General features: G+C 63.9%; 14 protein-coding genes, 1 pseudogene and 1 riboswitch. Of the genes and pseudogenes, 5 read left to right on the top strand and 10 right to left on the bottom strand.

The genetic code is table 11. The features are described from left to right. Positions 1 to 36 precede the first annotated feature (36 nt). Positions 37 to 573, top strand: a complete 537-nt coding sequence (locus MYA_RS20210; protein WP_011882294.1) for a GNAT family N-acetyltransferase — start codon at positions 37 to 39, stop codon at positions 571 to 573. Positions 574 to 606: 33 nt separating this feature from the next. Continuing rightward, the gene (locus tag MYA_RS20215) at positions 607 to 1,827 is read left to right on the top strand and encodes an MFS transporter (RefSeq protein ID WP_081064113.1); all 1,221 of its coding nucleotides are present in this window, start codon (positions 607 to 609) and stop codon (positions 1,825 to 1,827) included. Positions 1,828 to 1,896: 69 nt separating this feature from the next. On the opposite strand, the gene MYA_RS20220 is transcribed toward MYA_RS20215, so the two are convergent. The 5 genes and pseudogenes from MYA_RS20220 to MYA_RS20235 form a co-directional block, all read right to left on the bottom strand. Next, positions 1,897 to 2,226 carry an MFS transporter gene (locus MYA_RS20220; protein WP_041494131.1) on the bottom strand — a complete coding sequence of 110 codons (330 nt, stop codon included), beginning with the start codon at positions 2,224 to 2,226 and terminating at the stop codon, positions 1,897 to 1,899. Between the two features lie 358 nt (positions 2,227 to 2,584). Then, positions 2,585 to 2,734, bottom strand: a pseudogene (locus MYA_RS30125) (integrase core domain-containing protein); the annotation flags it as partial. 32 nt (positions 2,735 to 2,766) lie between these two features. Further along, positions 2,767 to 3,009: a DUF6429 family protein gene (locus MYA_RS20225; protein ID WP_011882296.1), complete on the bottom strand. Its 243-nt coding sequence runs from the start codon at positions 3,007 to 3,009 to the stop codon at positions 2,767 to 2,769. A gap of 20 nt (positions 3,010 to 3,029) precedes the next feature. Further along, positions 3,030 to 4,100, bottom strand: a complete 1,071-nt coding sequence (locus tag MYA_RS20230) for an IS630 family transposase (protein ID WP_011882297.1) — start codon at positions 4,098 to 4,100, stop codon at positions 3,030 to 3,032. Between the two features lie 145 nt (positions 4,101 to 4,245). Continuing rightward, a complete protein-coding gene (locus MYA_RS20235; RefSeq protein ID WP_034195093.1) occupies positions 4,246 to 4,710 on the bottom strand; it encodes an Lrp/AsnC family transcriptional regulator in 465 nt (154 codons plus the stop codon). A 115-nt stretch (positions 4,711 to 4,825) separates the two neighbouring features. Between MYA_RS20235 and MYA_RS20240 the strand changes: the two genes are divergently transcribed. Next, positions 4,826 to 5,464, top strand: a complete 639-nt coding sequence (locus MYA_RS20240) for a LysE family translocator (protein ID WP_014724840.1) — start codon at positions 4,826 to 4,828, stop codon at positions 5,462 to 5,464. 90 nt (positions 5,465 to 5,554) lie between these two features. Here the strand turns inward: MYA_RS20240 and MYA_RS20245 are convergent, their stop codons facing one another. The 4 genes from MYA_RS20245 to MYA_RS20260 form a co-directional block, all read right to left on the bottom strand. Further along, positions 5,555 to 7,483, bottom strand: coding sequence for a TonB-dependent receptor domain-containing protein (locus MYA_RS20245; protein WP_014724841.1), 1,929 nt, complete (start codon positions 7,481 to 7,483; stop codon positions 5,555 to 5,557). A gap of 210 nt (positions 7,484 to 7,693) precedes the next feature. Continuing rightward, positions 7,694 to 7,886, bottom strand: a riboswitch (cobalamin riboswitch). A gap of 246 nt (positions 7,887 to 8,132) precedes the next feature. Continuing rightward, positions 8,133 to 9,110 (bottom strand): threo-3-hydroxy-L-aspartate ammonia-lyase, encoded by a 978-nt coding sequence (locus tag MYA_RS20250; protein WP_011882283.1) that lies wholly within the window; start codon positions 9,108 to 9,110, stop codon positions 8,133 to 8,135. A gap of 45 nt (positions 9,111 to 9,155) precedes the next feature. Continuing rightward, positions 9,156 to 9,794, bottom strand: a complete 639-nt coding sequence (locus MYA_RS20255; RefSeq protein ID WP_014724842.1) for a helix-turn-helix transcriptional regulator — start codon at positions 9,792 to 9,794, stop codon at positions 9,156 to 9,158. Next, positions 9,791 to 10,312: a YbaK/prolyl-tRNA synthetase associated domain-containing protein gene (locus MYA_RS20260; protein WP_014724843.1), complete on the bottom strand. Its 522-nt coding sequence runs from the start codon at positions 10,310 to 10,312 to the stop codon at positions 9,791 to 9,793. The genes MYA_RS20255 and MYA_RS20260 overlap by 4 nt, the downstream gene beginning before the upstream one ends. A gap of 396 nt (positions 10,313 to 10,708) precedes the next feature. Here MYA_RS20260 and MYA_RS20265 point away from each other — a divergent pair, with 396 nt between their 5' ends. After that, positions 10,709 to 12,295 carry an isocitrate lyase gene (locus MYA_RS20265; RefSeq protein ID WP_011882280.1) on the top strand — a complete coding sequence of 529 codons (1,587 nt, stop codon included), beginning with the start codon at positions 10,709 to 10,711 and terminating at the stop codon, positions 12,293 to 12,295. A gap of 679 nt (positions 12,296 to 12,974) precedes the next feature. Beyond that, a complete protein-coding gene (locus tag MYA_RS20270; RefSeq protein ID WP_014724844.1) occupies positions 12,975 to 14,840 on the top strand; it encodes a phosphoenolpyruvate carboxykinase (GTP) in 1,866 nt (621 codons plus the stop codon). A gap of 166 nt (positions 14,841 to 15,006) precedes the next feature. Here the strand turns inward: MYA_RS20270 and MYA_RS20275 are convergent, their stop codons facing one another. Further along, positions 15,007 to 16,671: an acid phosphatase gene (locus MYA_RS20275; RefSeq protein WP_014724845.1), complete on the bottom strand. Its 1,665-nt coding sequence runs from the start codon at positions 16,669 to 16,671 to the stop codon at positions 15,007 to 15,009. Between the last annotated feature and the right edge of the window lie 42 nt (positions 16,672 to 16,713).

The following is a 16,713-nucleotide window of genomic DNA, read 5'->3' on the forward strand; positions in this document are numbered from 1 at the left end:
AAAACCTTCTGCAATCACATTCTTACCACCTCATATATGTCCGATGCTATTGTTACGCCCCGCCTGATCTGCAAGCCGTTGAAGGAGGAGCATGCCTCGTTGATGTTCCCTCTATTGCAGGACCAACGGATATACGAGCATATCCCGGACCAGAAGCCGGAGTCGGTTGAAAGGCTACGCGAGCGATATCAAGCGTTGGTCCGCGGCAACACGAGGAATCCGAGCGAGTTGTGGCTAAACTGGATTTTGTTCATCAAAAATGGCAAGGTGCCTATCGGGTATTTTCAGGCCACAATTCAGGATAATTACTGCTCAATTGGCTATGTGATAGGTTCACCATACTGGCGGCAGCACTACGGCAGTGAGGCGTGCCTCCATCTCATAACAGAGTTATTCGCTACTTATCCGTTTACTTTCATCCAAGCCGAGATCGACACTAGGAACCATGCGTCACTGGAATTTGTAAAGAAAATGGGTTTCATCCACAAATCCTTCGATGAGGCAAACAATGATGAGGTCTTTGAGACGACCCGAAGCGCATGGCAGAAGATCGTCTGTGCGCGCGCGAAGTAGTATTGATAGTTGCCTTATCTTCCGGGATTAGCCATGCTCAAAAATCGGGATTTTCAGAAGTTTCTATTGGGATATCTTTTCTCATCGTTCGGCAACTATATGACGCCGGTTGCGCTAACCTTCGCGATGGTTGGGCAACCAAATGGCCTCCTGAATCTCGCAACCGTATTAGCAGCTCGAACAGCTCCGTCCGCCCTCCTTAGCATATTTGGCGGCTGGTCTGCTGACTCAATAAGCCGAAAGCACACAATCATTATTTCTGATTTGATTCGCTTTCTTAGCGTCGGAGCGGTTGGAATTATTTTGCTCAAAGGCGTGCAAGCGGTACCCGTGATCTCCGCAATGATGTTCGTTTCCGGCTTGGGACAGGCTTTGGGGAGACCTGCGCTCGGTGGCATGACTCGTGTACTAATAGAGGACGATAACGACCTTCCACTAGCCAATGGACAGCTTTCCGCCATAGACTCCTTTTCCGGCATTGTCGGGCCGTTGGCCGCCGCACTGCTCTCAAACCGCATCTCGATGGGCGGTGTCGTCATCATGGATGCAGCGACCTTCATACTTAATGCGCTTCTTATCGCACTCATTACGCACAACCCCAGTCGTCGTGAGTTAGGTGATACGAAGGGATACCGGCGTACGCTCAAAGATATCGCCGCGGGATGCCGCGAATTTGCGTCGCGCAAGTGGTTGGTGGCTATGACGGTTCAGATTTCGCTCCTGCAGGCTCTTGTTTCGGTTCCTTTCGCTTTGATTGGACCGCAACTCATGTCGTCACGGCTGCACGGCATTGAACTTTGGAGCGCCGTCGTGTCCGTGGAAGGCGCCGGTGCATTGCTTGGCTCTTGGTTTGCTGCGGCAGTACGCGTGAAAAACATCCTCTTTGTCGCAGAGGTTCTCGTGCTTGGGACCTGCTTGCCCATGCTCACATTGGGGCTTGGATTTCCCGTGCCGATCCTCATTGTGGCGAGTTTGCTGTTCGGTTTTTGCACCGCCGTGTACGGTGTTTTGCTTGACGTTGCCTTGCAAAGGTACGTTCCTGAGCGGGTGCTCTCGAGAGTCATTGCTGTGTGTGTTTCAATTTCGGTGATTTTGAACCCGATTGCGTTTCTTGTAACGAACCCACTTGTCGACACATTTGGTTCGCATCGTCTTCTGATTTTCGGTGGCTGGTTCACTTTGATTAGCACCGCTTTCGTTCTGTGGGCAGTCCGACCATCTAAAACAGTCGACATCTATCTCGCTCCGCTGTAGGGTGTTGCTATTGTGTGGCTGAGATATCGGGCAAGCTTCGGACCCGTACGCCGAGGCCCAGCGTAGGCGCTATTGCTTGCGATCTGCTCCACCCTTAAAGTCCGGCGAAGCGTCGCAGCCCGCCTCGTCGAACGGCGCCGGGGCGGGCCGCTCCATCGCGGCGAGCCGTTGCAGCGCGATCAGTCCCAACCCCGCGAGGCCGAGCCCGAGCGTGAAGTCCGCGTGAATGCCCGCGCGGTCAACAATCGCGCCGCCCACAGCCGACCCCACCGCGATTGCGACCAGAGTGATGCAGACAAACATCGCCGAGCCGGCCTCGGGCAGATCCGCCGTGCCGCGCGGAATCCACACGCTGACGGACAGCGGCAACGCGCCGGACGCGACGCCCCACAGCGACATCCCCACCGTTCGCCGCCATCCAAAGGCGTGAGTGCTGCCTCGACACAGCAGTAAGCGGCCAATCTGGCAACGGCTTGAGGTATGCGATTCTTTCAGTAACCGACCGGGAAAAACGGGAAACACGCGGAGCCCGCCAGCATTGACAAAGAATCTACACGGCGATTTCGTTTGCATCGTCGGCGCGCACGGAAATCGCATCGCGGGATTGCTCCACGATCCGCGACTCCGGAACCGTCAATTGACAGCACGGACACTTGACGAGCTGAATCTTACGTTCGGCACGAGTCTTCGACATCATCGTCTTGAGCGTGCCCTCCTTGATGTCAATGGCGTTGACCCTGTAATCCCGGACACAGCGTCACACTAAGGTTGCTGAATCCATTGAGCGCCGGAACTCGCGAGGCGAGCGGTACTCCAGCGCGCTATGGGGATGCTTCTCGTTGTAATGCTCGAACGCGATGGCCAAGTTGCGTGCTGCAGTCGCTGCGTCCGGCTTCGGCATGAAGGCAAACTAGTGTCGTGAGTTGCAAATTCGCTTAATTAATCGGTTTTGCTGCCTGCAGTGACGAAGTGCTGCTTGAAGAGACGTTCGGATTCGCGCAAACCGTCGTCAGTGAGGATCACGGATTTCGCCTTGTTGACCGGATCGCCGATGAGGCCGCACTCATAGAGTCGGTTGAGCGCATCCCAATTGAAGCTCTTCCAGGCGCGGTTGTGGTCATGCAAGGTCAAGTAGAGGAGCGCGAGGACGGCGTCGTCGATCGCAGCGGTGTCGATGTTCATGGCGTCCATTCCAATATCGTTCAGACCCGTGCGCAGAACCGTTCGAGGCTCGCGAGAATTTCATCGGCCGACTTGCTCCAGGCGAACGGCCGAGGATTCGCGTTATAGACGTCGAGGTAATGCCGGATTGCCTCTTCAAGTTGCCGTGTCGAACGATGCGTGCCACGTCGAATGTACTTCTCGGTCAGCGTGGCAAACCAACGTTCCACCTGATTGAGCCACGATGCAGACGTCGGCGTGAAGTGAACCTGGAAACGCGGATGTCGAGCGAACCAGTTTTTAATCGAAGGCGTCTTATGCGTACCGTAGTTATCCATCACCAGATGCACCTCCAGATCAGCGGGCACGTTGGCATCGATCGTACGCAGGAACTGCAGGAATTCACTACTGCGATGGCGACGGTGCAATTCACCGATGACTTCACCGGTGCCAATGTCCAGCGCGGCAAACAAGGTGGTGGTGCCGTGGCGCATGTAGTCGTGAGTACGACGCTCGGGGATGCCAGGCGCGAACGGCAGTATGGGCTGCGTACGGTCCAACGCCTGGATCTGGCTCTTCTCGTCGACACACAGCACCATCGCCTTGAGTGGCGGATCGAGGTACAGGCCGACGATGTCGCGAACCTTGTCGACGAACAATGGATCGCTCGAGAGTTTGAAGGTTTCCTGCCGATGCGGCTGCAGCCCGAAGGCTCGCCAGATTCGCGACACCGCAGTCTGCGAAAGACTCATCTCCCGTGCCATCGTGCGCGTACTCCAGTGCGTCGCTCCTTTGGGTATGGACTCCAACGTCTTGGCGATAACGGCATCGACCCGTGCGTCGTCGATCGATCGGGGTGCACCCGGACGGGGCGCGTCGAGCAGACCGTCCAGCCGATGCATCACGTAGCGCCCACGCCACTTCGACACAGTTTGCTGGGTGACCCGCAGTTTCGCCGCGACCGTCTTGTTGTCGATGCCCTCGGCGCAGGTCAGCACGATCCGCGTGCGCAACGTCAACGCTTGCGCCGTCTTGCGGCGCATCGTCAGAGCCGTGAGCTGCTCGCGTTCCGCTTCGCTCAACACGAGGTCCGCCTTGGGTCTTCCGCTCATTGCCGCCTCTTCGTGTCCGTGGCATTCACTACACGGTACTACAGGCAGCAATTTGTTCAACGAATTTCTAACTCACGACACTAGCATCTCGCACCTCACATCGCGCGACTTGCCCCCACGTTCCCCGACGCCTGCCGAAACCGCTTCACCGCCTCGCCGGAAAATCGCTCGCGACGGCCGGCCGCGCGAGCCCGCGCGCCGGCAACGGCGTCGACATCACGATCGACGTGCGCGTTTCCCCATACAGATTGACGCGCTCGATCAACTGTTCGAGATGCGCCATGCTGACCGCGACGAAGCGCATCACGTACGAGTCGGCGCCGGTCACGTGATGGCACTCGACCACTTCGGGGATCGTCTCCAGCAGCTTCAGGAATTTCGCCTTCGCCGGCTGCGGCACGGTGATGCCGATCAGCGCGCTGACCGGATAGCCGGCGGCGGCCGGATCGATGCGCGCCGTGTAGCCGCCGATCACGCCGGTCGACTCGAGACGCTTCACGCGCTCCGTCACCGCCGGCACGGACAGGTGAACCTGCCGCGCGAGTTCCGTATAGCTGATGCGGCCGTTGGCTTGCAGCAGCGCGATCAGCTTCCAGTCGAGTTCGTCCATCGCGTCGGAGTTTTTAAGGTGAAAGCGCCATTTTTCCTTAAAAATCGGCTTCAGCGGCGATCGGATTTTCCCTACGATGCTTTCTCCAGCCACCACACATCGCCAGGAGCCGGTCATGCTGTTCATCAAGTCCGTCGTGATCGGGTTGTCGATCGCGCTGCCGGTCGGCCCGATCGGCATGCTGTGCATCCAGCGCAGCCTGAGCCGAGGCTTTCAAGCGGGGTTCGCGACGGGCCTCGGCGCCGCATGCGCCGACGCGCTCTACGGACTGCTCGGCGCGCTCGGCGTGGCCGGCGTCGTCACCGCGTTTCCGATGCTGACCGTCGTGCTGAAGATCGGCGGCGGCGCGTTTCTCATGTGGCTGGCCTGGACCATCGCGCGGCAGGCAGCGCCTGCGCCGGCCGCGCGCGCCGAACTGCCGCGCACGACCGCGCTGCGCGATTTCGTCACGACCTTCGGGCTGACGCTGTCCAACCCGATGACGATCCTGTCGTTCGTCGGAATCTTCGCGGCGCTCGGCCCGCTGGCCGGCGCGCACGACAGCGGAATGCGCGCGACGGTCGCGATGATGGTGGGCGGCGTGTTCGTCGGTTCGGCGGCGTGGTGGCTGTGCCTGAGCGGCACGAGCGCCGCGCTGCGCAGCAGGATGCCGCCGGCGCTCATGTACGGACTCTCGCGCGTGTCCGCGGTCGTGATCGCGGGATTTGGCGCGATCCAGCTGATCGCAGGCGTGCGTGGCGTCGCAGGGGCGTGACGCGCATCGCGGCGCGACCGAGCGCGACCGCGTATGCACGAGGACTCGATGCGGCACCGCCCGCGCGGGCCAGTGCCGTACCCGGCGCGATCAGAACGTATAGCTGATCTTGCCGAACGCAGTGCGGCCCAGCGTGTTGTAGCCGTAGGCGGTCATGTACTGCCGGTCGAACAGGTTCGACAGCGTGGCCGACACCGTCAGATGCGCGTTGACCTTGTACGACGCGCGCAGGTTCACGCTCAGGTACGACGGCAGATAGGTCGTGTTGGACGGGTCGTCGAACGTCGTGCCGCCGTAGCTCAACGTGGCGCCGGTGCTCAACGCATGCAAGCGCAATTCGTCCCACGTGTGGTCGACGCTCGCGCTGAAGGTCTGGCGCGGCCGGCGGCTCAGCCAGCTTTCGTTGGTCAAGTCCTGCGGATTCAGGATGCCCACCGCGATGCTGACCGGCGTCGACCGGCCGATCGTCCCCTTGTACGACAGGTCGATGCCGCGGATATGCGCGCGGCCGATGTTCATCGGCGAGAACGTCGCCGGGTTGTACGCGATCAGGTTGTTGACGCGCGTGTCGTAAATCGCGGCGCTGAACGTGCCGTACGCGGTATTCGCATCGAGCGCGGCCTCGACCGAATCGCTGCGTTCGGGGTTCAGGTTCGGATTGCCGTAACCGGGGTAGTACAGGTCGTTGAACGACGGCAGGCGGAACGCATTGCCGTACGAGACGCGCGCCGCATACACCGGCGTGATCGCCCACGACAGCGCGACGTTACCCGTGTTCACCGCCTTGCCCATGATGATCTCGTGCCGGCCCGCGACGAACATCGTCACGCTGCCGAGCGTCGCCGACTGATGCAGCGAAAACGCCGAGTCGTTGCGCGTCGGTATGCCGTCCGGCAGGTCGGCAGGCAGGAACGCCTGCTCGCGCGTGAAGTCGTAGGCCAGCTTCGTCTCGCCCGACAGCGGCAGCCCGAACAGCCGGAAGCCGTGCTCCTGATGCGTGAGCGACGTCGACACGCTGATGCGCTGCGAATCGATCTGGTCGGTCGGGATGGTGGGATCGTTCGCATACAGGAACTGCCGGTCGCTCGCATAACCGAACGACTGCGCGAACTGCGTGTCGCGCGTGATGTCGAGATGGAACGCGACGCCGGTCGTCAGCTGATGGTCGAGTTGGCGATTCGCGAAGCCTGCGTTGTCGTAGGACAGGTCGGAGCGGTGATACAGCGCGAACGTCGAGACCGACCAGTTGCCGCGTGCATAGCCGAGACGCGCATCGAGATCCTGCGCGTGATACGGATTGCGTCCGGCCTCGTGGTACGGCAGCACGGGCTGCGTGGCGTCGATGCCGGCGGTGTTGTAGTCGTGCAGGCCGAGCGAGTAGGTGAGGCCGCCGAGCGCGGCGAGCGGGCCGGTGGACGGCACGGTGCCGGACGTGCGCAGCTGCGTATCGAAGGTCTTGTTCGAGCCGCCGCCGAACGACACGCTCGTCTGGTTCGGCTGACCCGCGGCGCGGCGCGTAAACAATTGCACGACGCCGCCCATCGCGTTCGCGCCGAACGACGCGGCGGCCGGCCCGGAGATCACCTCGACGCGCTCGAACGCTTCGGTCGGCAGGTCAGCCCACGGCGCGATGCCGGTGGTCGGCGAGCCGATCGGGATGCCGTCGATGAACACCGCCACCTGGCTCGCTGACGAGCCGCGGATGCTGACCGACGCGGACGAACCGGGGCCGCCGTTGGACGACACCGTCACACCGGGCAGCGTTGCGAGCGCCTGCGTGATGCTCGGCTCGCTGGGCGACAGCCGCTCGAGGTCGGCGCGCGTGAGTACCTGCGTCGTCGCATAGCGCTGGTCGAACGACTCGGGCAGGCGCCGCGTGTCGGTCACGGCGATGGTCGGCAGCTCCGTGCCGGCCGCGGGCGGCGACGCTTCGGCAGGCGTCGTGTCGCCGGCCGCGTGCGCGAGCGGGCAGAGCAGCGCCGATGCGGCGGACGTGGCGAGAAGGTGGCGAAGATTCATGATGCGGCGAGCGTGGTCGTGTTGCAGATGCGGCGTGCGCGCGAGCCGGCGCCGCGCACGCGGGCGGCGCAGCGGCGCGATGCTTCCGGCGCGGAAGCGAAGGCGGTAAGAATGGACATGCGAAGCGTTCAGAGGTCGGGGCCGTCCATGCAACGGGGCGACCGCCAACGGCGGTGCCGGCGCATCGGGACACCCCGCCCGGTGCGGCTGCTGGACCTCGGGTCGATGGCAGGTCTCCTGGCTTGCGGGTCGTCATCCGCGCCGGCCTTCCCGGTTTCCCAGTGGCGCGTGGTGGCGCGGATTCGCCGCTTACAGTTGCGGGGGCAGCCGCAGATTGGAGGCTCGGCCTCTGCTGCGTTCCCTTTTGATCCCGTCTCCGGGAACCATCGGTGCGCAAGCGTAAGGGCGAGCACGCCGGCACGTCAATCGTCGAATCGAGCAGGGGTGCGAAAAAACGTCACCGCGCGTCGAATGCTCGCGGATGGCGTGTCGCGGGCGCAACGGAGCGTATTTCACATCTGACGAAAGCGGCTGGCCGTGGCGGGGCGATATGAGGCTGGAACGCGCGCGTCCTCGTCGTTCGAACGAGGCGGTGGGGTGTTGCGCCGGGAGCGCGCGCCGCAGCCGCCGGCGCGCGCCCCCGGCGATTTCATGCGGCGGGACTGGAAACCAGTGCGGCGAAGTTCGCGAGGTCGACGTTGCCGCCGCTGATCACGATGCCGACGCGCTTGCCCGCGAGTTCGTCCTTCATCTTGCGTGCGGCCGCGAGCGACAGGCAGCCGGTCGGCTCGACGATGAGCTTCATCCGGGTTGCGAAGAACCGCATGCTGTCGACCAGTTCGGCGTCGGTCGCTGTCAGGATGTCGTCGACGTCGCGCCGCAGGATCTGGAACGTCAGGTTGCCCAGATGCTGCGTCTGCGCGCCGTCGGCGATCGTGCGCGGCGTGTCGATGTGCACGATCGCGCCGCTGCGGAACGATTGCTGGCCGTCGTTGCCGGCTTCGGGCTCGACGCCGTACAGCTTCGCTTGCGGCGACAGCGCACGCGTCGCGAGCGCGGTGCCGGACAGCAGGCCGCCGCCGCCGAGCGGCGCGAACACCGCGTCCAGCGGCCCGACTTCGTCGAACAGCTCCTTCGCCGCCGTGCCCTGGCCGGCGATCACGTCCGCATGATCGTACGGCGGGATCAGCGTGAGCCCGTGCTTCTCCGCCAGCTCGCGGCCGATCTGCTCGCGGTCTTCCGTATAGCGGTCGTAGGTCACGACGTTGCCGCCGTAGCCGCGCGTGGCGGCCATCTTCGCGGCCGGCGCGTCCTGCGGCATCACGATCGTCGCCGGGATGCCGAGCATGCGCGCCGACAGCGCGATCGCCTGCGCGTGGTTACCCGACGAGAAGGTGACCACGCCGTTGCGGCGCTGCGTGGCGTCGAAGCGCGACAGCGCGTTGAATGCGCCGCGGAACTTGAACGCACCCATGCGCTGCAGGTTCTCGCACTTGAAGAACACCTGCGCGCCGAGCGCGTCGTCGAGCGTGCTCGACGTCATCACGGGCGTGCGGTGCGCGTGGCCCTGCAGGCGCGCGGCGGCGGCCGCGACGTCGTCGTAGGTGGGAAGGGTCGGGTTGGTCATCGGTGGCTCTCGTCGATAGGGCGATCATCGGGGCGGGCGTGCCCGTCATTTTGCATCGTTGTATACGGTGGCGCGCGATACGCCGAGGTGCTGCGCGACGATTTCCATCGCGCGGCGCACCTCGAGAAAGCCGTCTGCCTTCAGCATCTGCATCAGCTCGCGCCGCTGGTCGGTCTTCAGTTCGCGCGGCGTGGACGCGAGACGCGTCGCGAACGCATCGATGCGCTGCCGGATCGCGTCGGCGCCGGCCGGATCGAGCGTGTCGGCGACCGGCGCGCCTTCGACGCTGCAGAACTGGTTCAGCATCCCCTGGAAGCCGCGGAACAGCGTGACGTCCGCGTTCAGGCACAGCGCGGCCACGTAATGGCCGCTCGAATCCTTGATGCCGATCGACGTGCTTTTCGCGGTGCGGCCGTCGGCGAAGCGGTTCGCGTAGTTCGCGAGCACCTGCGGGAAGTCGTCGTCCGCGATGCGCGCGAGGCCGAGTTCGGTCGCGGGATCGCCGACCGCGCGGCCCGACAGGTTGTTGTGGATCGCGAGGATCGCGTGCTCGGGCGTGCGCAGGTCGTGCACGACGACCTCGGTGAACGGCGCGAACATCGCGCCGAGCCCTTCGGCGATGCGCAGCACCTGTTCGATCAGCGATGCCTGCTCCGGCTGCGGCGTCGGGCGGGAACGGTTCATCGCGCGGCTTCGAGCGCAGGTGCGTCGGTGGTCTCGGGACGCGTGATGTCGGCGAGCAGCGGTCGGGCGATCCGCACGTAATCAGACGCGTCGAGCACGATCGAGCGGTCGAGGCGTCCGGCGTTGAACGCGATCGCGTCGTTGCGTTCGACCAGCGCCGGATCGACGACGAGCGTCACGCTCGCGTCAAACACGAACGGCGGCACGGCGCCCATCACGCAGCCGGTGACGGCGGCCGCGCGCTCCGGCGGCGCCAGCGTCGCCTTGCGACGGCCGAGCGCGTCGGCGACCTTGCGGAAGTCGATCTTCAGATGACCGGGGATCACTGCCAGCGCGGTCGCATCGCCGCCATCCTTGAACGTGCAGAGCATCGCCTTCGCGCCCTGTTCGGGACGCGTGCCGCGAATCGCGGCGATCACGTCGGATTTGCCCTCTGCGGGGTGCTCGAGCACGCGGAACCGCTCACCGTTGCTGGTCAGCAGCTCGCACAGCCCGTTGAAGACGGGGTATTCGGTCATGTCGTGGCAGGCCGTAAGAGTGCGCGCGCAGCGCGGTCGCAATAGATGAATCATCCAAGTATAGACGTTTTGTCGCGCCGCAGACAGAAAAGGGCGTTGGACGCACGGCAGGCAAGGCGCGCGCACCGTGTACCGAAAGGCCATTTCATGTTGCGAAATGGCGTCGGCGCTTTCGTGCCGCCTGTCTTTCCGTGCCTTGAAAAAGTGTTTTGCATCGCAAAAACGCGGACCTATCTCATTGAAAATTAACAGAAATTTATATCTTATGTCTTATATAAGAGTTGGCCGAAAGCGCGCCGTGCAGCGGTACTATTAAGTCCATGCAGTTCGCTTCGTCAGACGCGGCGGACACGCGGAACCCTTTACTCAAATGCGCTTCGTTCCCAGGAGATTGACATGTCCCAATATCAAGACGACATCAAGGCAGTGGCTGGCTTGAAGGAAAACCACGGCAGCGCGTGGAATGCCATCAATCCCGAGTATGCCGCTCGCATGCGCGCCCAGAACAAGTTCAAGACGGGCCTCGACATCGCGAAGTACACCGCGAAGATCATGCGCGCCGACATGGCTGCGTACGACGCGGATCCGTCCAAGTACACGCAGTCGCTCGGTTGCTGGCACGGCTTCATCGGCCAGCAGAAGATGATTTCCATCAAGAAGCACTTCAACAGCACCGAACGCCGCTACCTGTACCTGTCGGGCTGGATGGTCGCTGCGCTGCGCTCGGAGTTCGGCCCGCTGCCGGACCAGTCGATGCACGAAAAGACGTCGGTCAGCGCGCTGATCCGCGAGCTGTACACGTTCCTGCGCCAGGCCGACGCCCGTGAGCTCGGCGGCCTGTTCCGCGAGCTGGATGCCGCGAAGGACGCCGCTGCGAAGGCCGCGATCCAGCAAAAGATCGACAACCACGTGACGCACGTCGTGCCGATCATCGCCGACATCGACGCCGGTTTCGGCAACGCTGAAGCGACCTATCTGCTGGCCAAGCAGTTCATCGAAGCGGGCGCATGCTGCATCCAGATCGAGAACCAGGTGTCGGACGAGAAGCAGTGCGGCCACCAGGACGGCAAGGTCACGGTGCCGCACGAGGACTTCCTCGCGAAGATCCGCGCGATCCGCTACGCATTCCTGGAGCTGGGCGTGGATGACGGCATCATCGTCGCGCGCACCGACTCGCTCGGCGCCGGCCTGACCAAGCAGATCGCCGTGACGAACGCGCCGGGCGACCTGGGCGACCAGTACAACTCGTTCCTCGACTGCGAAGAACTGTCGGGCGACCAGCTCGGCAACGGCGACGTCGTGATCAAGCGCGACGGCAAGCTGCTGCGTCCGAAGCGCCTGCCGAGCAACCTGTTCCAGTTCCGCGCCGGCACGGGTGAAGCACGTTGCGTGCTGGATTGCATCACGTCGCTGCAGAACGGCGCCGACCTGCTGTGGATCGAGACCGAAAAGCCGCACATCGCGCAGATCGCCGGCATGGTCAACGAAATCCGCAAGGTGATCCCGAACGCGAAGCTGGTGTACAACAACAGCCCGTCGTTCAACTGGACGCTGAACTTCCGTCAGCAGGTGTACGACGCGCTGAAGGCCGAAGGCAAGGACGTGTCGGCATACGACCGTGCGCAACTGATGAGTGTCGAATACGACGACACCGAACTGGCGAAGCTCGCGGACGACAAGATCCGCACGTTCCAGGCCGATGCGTCGCGTGAAGCCGGCATCTTCCATCACCTGATCACGCTGCCGACGTACCACACGGCCGCACTGTCGACCGACAACCTCGCGAAGGAATACTTCGGCGAACAAGGCATGCTCGGCTACGTGGCCGGCGTGCAGCGCAAGGAAATCCGCCAGGGCATCGCGTGCGTGAAGCACCAGAACATGTCGGGTTCGGACATCGGCGACGATCACAAGGAATACTTCAGCGGTGAAGCCGCGCTGAAGGCAGCGGGCAAGGACAACACGATGAACCAGTTCTCGTAATCGTCATAGCCGCGGCACACGACGCCAACCCGTTGTTCACGGGTTGGCGTTTTTTTTCAGTCGCGCTCGGTCGTGAGGCAGTCGCAGCTCACCGTCGTAGCGGCCGTCGCACGTGTTCGCCCGAATTGCAGAAAGCGCGGTTTTGAGCGGTGCGTAGGCAGCGCGCTCGCAACAGATGTTTGTGTGCGCAACCTGATTCAGGGTTTGCCTGAGTAGCGAAAACACGGATCCGCGCAACGTGCGCTTGCGTACGTAGGCCACGCGAGGCGCCGCCCAAAATTGCCGCTGGCGCGCAACCCTTGCACTACAAAGCGCCGGGCCGTTTCGTCCGCGCGGAGCATGCAGCGAACCAGTAAAACAACCCGTCCGCAAGCGACATGCCCGACCCATCGTCACGGTTGTTTCTTGTTGCAACGCAACGCCCGCGCAATATCGGCGATGGTATGCTGGCCTGCATGGAGTTGGACGGCAGGTTGTTCGCATGGCGAAACTCGCGTTCGTACACTCACGCGATCGTTCAGATAGTTCACATACTCTCGCCCGCATCGCGGCATCGACGCGCGCTCCGCTCGCGCGTCGCGCGCTGCGTGTCGCTTCAGTCTGCACGCCCACCGCAATCCCGATCTCGCGGGCTCGCCCCGCATCCTGTATCCCCGTCCAATAATCTGGAGACACCCCCATGTCGCAAAACTCATTGGCCGAAGCGACGCACGGCCCGCTGATCGCTCCTCCGGCATTCGTCAAACATCGCAAGCTGATCGACTGGGTGTCGCGCATCGCGGCGCTCACGGAACCCGAGCGCGTCGTGTGGTGCGACGGCTCGCAGCAGGAATACGACGCGCTGTGTCAGGCGATGGTCGATCAGGGCACGCTCAAGCGTCTGAATCCGGCGAAGCGGCCGAACTCGTATCTCGCGCAATCCGATCCGTCGGACGTTGCGCGCGTCGAGGATCGCACCTTCATCTGCACGGAATCGCCCGACGACGTGGGGCCGACCAACAACTGGATCGCGCCGGATGAAATGCGCGAGACGCTGAACGGCCTGTTTCGCGGCGCGATGCGCGGCCGCACGCTGTACGTGGTGCCGTTCTCGATGGGCCCGCTCGGCTCGCCGATCGCGCACGTCGGCGTCGAGCTGTCCGACAGCCCGTACGTGGTGGCCAACATGCGGATCATGACGCGCATGGGGCGCGACGTGTACGACGTGCTCGGCGAGGACGGCGCGTTCGTGCCGTGCGTGCACAGCGTCGGTCATCCGCTCGAAGCAGGGCAGCAGGACGTGCCGTGGCCGTGCAACCCGGTCAAGTACATCGTGCATTTTCCCGAGACGCGCGAGATCTGGAGCTTCGGCTCCGGCTACGGCGGCAACGCGCTGCTCGGCAAGAAGTGCTTCGCGTTGCGCATCGCGTCGACGATGGGCCGCGACCAGGGCTGGCTCGCCGAACACATGCTGATCCTCGGCGTGACGTCGCCGGCTGGCAAGAAGTATCACGTCGCGGCGGCATTCCCGTCCGCGTGCGGCAAGACCAACTTCGCGATGCTGATTCCGCCGAAGGGCTTCGATGGCTGGAAGGTCACGACGATCGGCGACGACATCGCATGGCTGAAGCCGGGTCGCGACGGCCGCCTGTATGCGATCAATCCGGAAGCCGGCTTCTTCGGCGTCGCGCCGGGCACCGGCGTGAAGACGAATCCGAATGCGATCTCGACGCTCACGGAGAACGTCATCTTCACGAACGTCGCGCTGACCGAGGACGGCGACGTGTGGTGGGAGGGGCTGACCGACACGCCGCCCGCGAAGCTGATCGACTGGCAGGGCAACGCGTGGACGCCCGAGCTCGGCAAGGAAACGGGCCGCAAGGCGGCGCACCCGAACTCGCGCTTCACCGCGCCTGCGTCGCAATGCCCGTCGATCGACGCGGACTGGGAAGATCCGGCCGGCGTGGCGATCGACGCGTTCATCTTCGGCGGGCGCCGTTCGACGACCGTGCCGCTCGTGACCGAAGCGCGCGACTGGATCGAAGGCGTATACATGGCCGCGACGATGGGCTCGGAAACGACTGCGGCGGCGGCGGGCCAGCAAGGCGTCGTGCGACGCGATCCGTTCGCGATGCTGCCGTTCTGCGGCTACAACATGAGCGATTACTTTGCGCACTGGCTGAAGCTCGGCAAGCAGCTCGAAGCGAGCGGCGCGACGCTGCCGAAGATCTACTGCGTGAACTGGTTCCGCAAGGACGCGAACGGCAAGTTCGTGTGGCCGGGCTTCGGCGAGAACATGCGCGTGCTGAGGTGGATGATCGAGCGCCTCGAAGGCAACGGCGGCGGCGAGGATCACGTGTTCGGCGTGACGCCCGCGTATGACGACCTGCACTGGGACGGGCTCGACTTCACGCGCGAGCAGTTCGATGCGGCGACGTCGATCGACGCAGCCGAGTGGCGCGAGGAGCTGAAGCTGCACGCCGCGCTGTTCGAAACGCTGAAGTTGCGCCTGCCCGCCGAGCTGACGGAGACGATGAAGAAGATCGAGCAGCGTATCGGCAACTGAAGCGCGGTGTCTGCATGACGTGCCGCGCCGGCATGCGTTGCCGGCGCGGGACGTTTTCGTTGGTGCGCGCTGCCCGTGCGTCGACGCGCGGCATCGCACTGCATCGTGCGGCTGCTGCACCGGTCGCGAGCCGCACGTCGTCGTTTCGACGAGCCTCAGCGGGCCGTCAACCGAAATCGAGCGCGTTCGTCAGGTCGCCCGGCGGCGTCGCGCCGCGCGAGGCGAACGCGCGGTCGCGCGCGGCGACGCCGTCGAGCGGCGCGAGCCCATGCACGCGGCTGATGAAGCGCAGGATCGAGTTCGTGTCGTACATCGTGTGATCGACGTGGCTCTTCTTCGCGAACGGCGAGATCACCAGCGCGGGAATCCGCGAGCCCGGCCCCCAGCGATCGCCCACCGGCGGCGCAACGTGATCCCACCAGCCGCCGTTCTCGTCGTGCGTCATCACGATCACCGTGTTCGCCCACTGCGGGCTACGGCGGATGTGCTCGATCACGTTCGCGATGTGGCGATCGCCCGATTCGACGTCCGCGTAGCCGGCGTGCATGTTGAGGTTGCCTTGCGGCTTGTAGAACGTCACGGCCGGCAGCTTGCCCGCGTCGACCGCGGCGAGGAAGTGATTGGTCGAAGGATCGTCGCCGACGCCCGCGTCGCGCAGATGCTTGCGGCGCGCATCGGTGCCCGGCGCGTAGTTCGCAAAGTAGTTGAACGGCTGGTGGTGATACTGGAAGTCGGGCACGCTCCCCGTGTCGCGATGCTCGAGCGCGTATTGCCACGCGCCGCTGTACCAGGCCCAGTCGACGTTCTTCTCCGACAGACGATCGCCGATCGTCGCGTGAGCCTGCGGCGGCATCACGCGATGGTCTGCCGGGTCCGCATACGCGGCATTGCCGGGGTCCGCCGGCGGCACGTAGCTCGGCTGGTACGGCGGGGCCATCGTATTGACGCCGTAGCCGTCGGGCGTGAGGGCGCCGTCGGCTGCGAACTTCGGCGGGCCGTCGAGCGCCGACGCGGGCGAATTGGCGGCCAGCGCGAGGCGCGTGCCGGCCGGATCGTCGCCGTCCACCTTCGACAGCAGCTTCGTCGCCTGCGGATGCTTGTGTGCGTCGGGGTAGACCGGCGGCTGCGCGGAAATCAGGAACATGTGGTTGAGCCACGATCCGCCGAATGCCGCCATGAAGAAGTTGTCGCACAGCGTGTACTGCCGCGCGAGGTTCCACAGGCGCAGCGTGTCGGCGGAGTTGCGGTAGTGGCCCATCACGAGGCCGCCCGAATCGGCCCATGCGGCGAACTGGTTGTTGCGGCCGCCGGCGATCTGCATCTGGTTCTGATAGAAGCGGTGCCACAGGTCGCGCGTGATCACGCCGTTGGGTAGCGGCTTGCCTTGCGCATCGGCGAGCCGGAACGGCGCGTTCGGCAGCTTGTCGATGTCGCGTTCGGCGATCACGTAACGCTTGCCGTCGACTTCCTGCGCCTGCGGCACGAGCCCGCCCCAGATTTTCGGGAGCACGGGCAGCGGCGTCTTACCGTCGCGGTCGAGTTGCTGTGCCTGCTCGGGCTTCACCGCGCTCAGCGGATACTGCACGCCCGGGAAATCGCCGTACAGATTCGCGAAGCTGCGGTTCTCGGCAAAGATCACGACGATGTGACGCACGTGTCGGCGCAGTGTTTCGTCGAGCTGCAGGTCGGCGGCCGTGCGCGGCGCACGTCCCGACGTGATCTCGCAGCCGCCTAGCGCGACGCCCGCACCGAGCGTGGCGAGGCCACCGAGCACACGGCGGCGCTCGGCATCAACGGGAAGATCGTCGGGGCGGTCGGGGGTGTCGGTCACGTCGTGGTCTCCTCGAATGGGCGATGGTCGTTCGATGTGGGG

Origin of the sequence: Burkholderia sp. KJ006, from assembly GCF_000262695.1 — a bacterium.
Lineage (GTDB): Bacteria > Pseudomonadota > Gammaproteobacteria > Burkholderiales > Burkholderiaceae > Burkholderia > Burkholderia vietnamiensis.

Coding starts and splice junctions, on each gene's coding strand:
- MYA_RS20210 (WP_011882294.1), top strand. CDS start 37: ATGTCCGATGCTATTGTTACGCCCCGCCTGATCTGCAAGCCGTTGAAG.
- MYA_RS20215 (WP_081064113.1), top strand. CDS start 607: ATGCTCAAAAATCGGGATTTTCAGAAGTTTCTATTGGGATATCTTTTC.
- MYA_RS20220 (WP_041494131.1), bottom strand. CDS start 2,226: ATGTCGCTGTGGGGCGTCGCGTCCGGCGCGTTGCCGCTGTCCGTCAGC.
- MYA_RS20225 (WP_011882296.1), bottom strand. CDS start 3,009: ATGAACATCGACACCGCTGCGATCGACGACGCCGTCCTCGCGCTCCTC.
- MYA_RS20230 (WP_011882297.1), bottom strand. CDS start 4,100: ATGAGCGGAAGACCCAAGGCGGACCTCGTGTTGAGCGAAGCGGAACGC.
- MYA_RS20235 (WP_034195093.1), bottom strand. CDS start 4,710: ATGGACGAACTCGACTGGAAGCTGATCGCGCTGCTGCAAGCCAACGGC.
- MYA_RS20240 (WP_014724840.1), top strand. CDS start 4,826: ATGCTGTTCATCAAGTCCGTCGTGATCGGGTTGTCGATCGCGCTGCCG.
- MYA_RS20245 (WP_014724841.1), bottom strand. CDS start 7,483: ATGAATCTTCGCCACCTTCTCGCCACGTCCGCCGCATCGGCGCTGCTC.
- MYA_RS20250 (WP_011882283.1), bottom strand. CDS start 9,110: ATGACCAACCCGACCCTTCCCACCTACGACGACGTCGCGGCCGCCGCC.
- MYA_RS20255 (WP_014724842.1), bottom strand. CDS start 9,794: ATGAACCGTTCCCGCCCGACGCCGCAGCCGGAGCAGGCATCGCTGATC.
- MYA_RS20260 (WP_014724843.1), bottom strand. CDS start 10,312: ATGACCGAATACCCCGTCTTCAACGGGCTGTGCGAGCTGCTGACCAGC.
- MYA_RS20265 (WP_011882280.1), top strand. CDS start 10,709: ATGTCCCAATATCAAGACGACATCAAGGCAGTGGCTGGCTTGAAGGAA.
- MYA_RS20270 (WP_014724844.1), top strand. CDS start 12,975: ATGTCGCAAAACTCATTGGCCGAAGCGACGCACGGCCCGCTGATCGCT.